The following is a 2,641-nucleotide window of genomic DNA, read 5'->3' as shown; positions in this document are numbered from 1 at the left end:
TAATTACGCTGTACCAGTCAAATCTGGAATCAGCACCGGTTACTTTCAAGATTTTGAATCTCAACCAATTGGTTGGATCTCCTACGGTACCAAAAACACTTGGGAGTGGGGAGTGCCTAACTTTGTCTATGGACCAGCAAAGGCCGCTTCTGGTGAAAAAGTGTACGGAACCAAATTAAATGGCAACTATGACAACTTTGCCAATATGAGCTTGATGATGCCTCCAATCGTCCTGCCTGAGGGTAACACCTATCTGCAGTTTAAAGACTGGTATCAAATTGAAAGCGGCTACGATAATGGTTATGTATTTGTGTCGACAGACAAACAAAACTGGCAACAGCTATCCAGCTTCACTAGTAACTCTCTGACATGGACGGAGCGCCAAATCGATCTATCCGCCTATGCTGGTCAAAAAATCTATATCGCCTTTAACATCACCACAGACCAGATTGGCCAGAGAGCAGGTTTGTATATCGATGATGTCGCCTTAAGCAATACACCACATACCACAGCCAATGTAGAACTAGAAGATGTACAACAACAAAAACTGTTAGCTAAACAACTGGAAAATGAGCCACAAACTAATAGAATAGCAGTCAACCAGGATACCATCCAACCAACCAAAATACAAAACGTGATGGCACCTACCGCCACGATCACGCCGACAGCAGTTCAACCCATGTCCCTGCCACTTGGAGCTACAGTGAGCGTGCTCGAATCAGGACGTTCTGTTGCTACTAACCCTAGTGATGGTAGCTATAGTATGATTCATCCCGCAGGTGAGTTCACCTTACGTGCTGAAACATATGGATATGAATCTGCAGATCAACGAGTGAAGTTTCCTGCCGATGGTATATTAGAAGCCAACTTTACCTTAAACCCGATCCCAAAAGGAACGGTTAGCGGAACTGTCACAAACAAGCAAACAGGTCAACCACTAGCTAACGCAACACTCTCTCTGATCGAAGACGTGCTCATTCAACCTGTACAAACAGATGAAAACGGACACTTTTCCATCACTGCCTATGAAGGAACCTATACCTTACATGTATCTGGGCCTTTCTATCATAACCAAGATACCACGATCACCATCCTAGCAAATGGAAATATCGAACAAAATGTTCCGTTACCACCATTTGTCAGCTATCCTGATGAGATCGGCTTTGATGATGGGACAGCGGAAAACGCTCGCAATTTCGGAGCTCTTAGTTTAGAAAACAACCGTGCGGCTGTAAGAATGTCTTTACCTAATGGCAAAAATAGCGCCTTCGTCACTGCTGGTCTCTTCCGCTTCTGGGATACAAGTTGGCCGGATCCAGGTGGAACAGCCTTTAAGGTTGAAATCTATGATGCCAGTTGGAAAAAATTAGCGGGTCCATTGGATGCGACTGCTCTACGTAATGGAGAATGGACGGTTGTCGATCTGGAAGACCCAGTTTTAGTAAATGGCGACTTCTATATGGTCTATATCCAAGTAGGCGTTTCCCCGAATACACCAGGACTTGCTATGGATACAAGCAGTCCAAGTGCGGGTCGCAGCTTGCAAAAATTGTATGGACCATGGGAAAAAACAACCGGAAACTTTATGATTCGAGCACGGGTAAGCTTTGAAGCGATGACTCCAGTGATTACAACGCCTAAAGATGCAGCCTACACCAATCAATCTACTATTATAGTAGAAGGGAAAGCTTCACCAACTAACCATGTTCATCTTTTCAATAAAGGCGAAGAAGTGGCTACCACAACAGCTAGTGTTGATGGTACCTTCTCTGCAGATGTTACCCTTCAAGATGGTGAAAACGTGCTGACAGCTACCGCTTCTACTGATGTAGGTAGTACAGATCCGTCCGAGCCAGTGAAGATCATCCTTGACCAAGCAAAACCAGAACTAACCATCACTAAACCTACTGAAGGCTTCAAGACAAATCAGAAAGCGGTTACGATCGAGGGGAAAGCGACCGATCCATATCTAGCAGAAGTCACTATAAATGGTCAAAATGCGAATGTCACAGAAGATGGCTCCTACTCCCTACGCGTACTACTCAATAGTGGAGAAAATAAATTTACTGTCACTGCAAAGGACCGTGCTGGAAACGAAACTAGCAAGGAAGTCACTGTTTACGCCAAGTTTAATCCACCTGCGATCGAAAACTTAAAACCAGCTCAAAATGTGGTGATAAAAACGGGTAATACGTTGACCGTCGAACTAGATAGTGAGCCAGGAATTAATGGCTTCTTCTTGGTACGCTTACCTTCAACCTATGCAACCGCAACCGCAACCGCAACCGCAACCGCAACGGTAGCCGCCACTTCTGTTGAAATACCATTAACAGAAACAAAACCAGGTCACTATGTTGGTACCTGGACGGCTCCAAAAGACAAGATCAACGGTGCTGCGATTGAAGTGGTGATGAGAGATGATTATGGAAACGAATCTCGTCAAATAACCGCAGGTAAAGTGTATGTCAACGTAAAACCTCAGTAAATCATAGATTGATAGAATCATCTTTCACTTACCCTTTAGGTGTAAGGTGAAAGATGATTCTAAAATGAAGTCTTAATGTAAGCAAACTTTAGGGGGAAATCAAATTGATAAAAAGGAACAGACATGCCCGCGTGGCATTTAGTTTTATTTTATGTA

General features: G+C 43.9%; 1 protein-coding gene. It reads left to right on the top strand.

What is annotated here, in order from left to right:
• Positions 1-2,485: carboxypeptidase-like regulatory domain-containing protein (locus tag CHI06_RS23500; protein WP_142301011.1), on the top strand; the 2,485-nt coding region annotated here is incomplete at its 5' end.
• Positions 2,486-2,641 lie beyond the last annotated feature (156 nt).

The organism is Bacillus sp. 7884-1 (assembly GCF_002272245.1).
Taxonomy (GTDB): Bacteria; Bacillota; Bacilli; order Bacillales; family Cytobacillaceae; genus Neobacillus.
The sequence above is the reverse complement of the archived record's forward strand: the minus strand, read 5'-3'. Positions and strand labels throughout refer to the sequence as shown.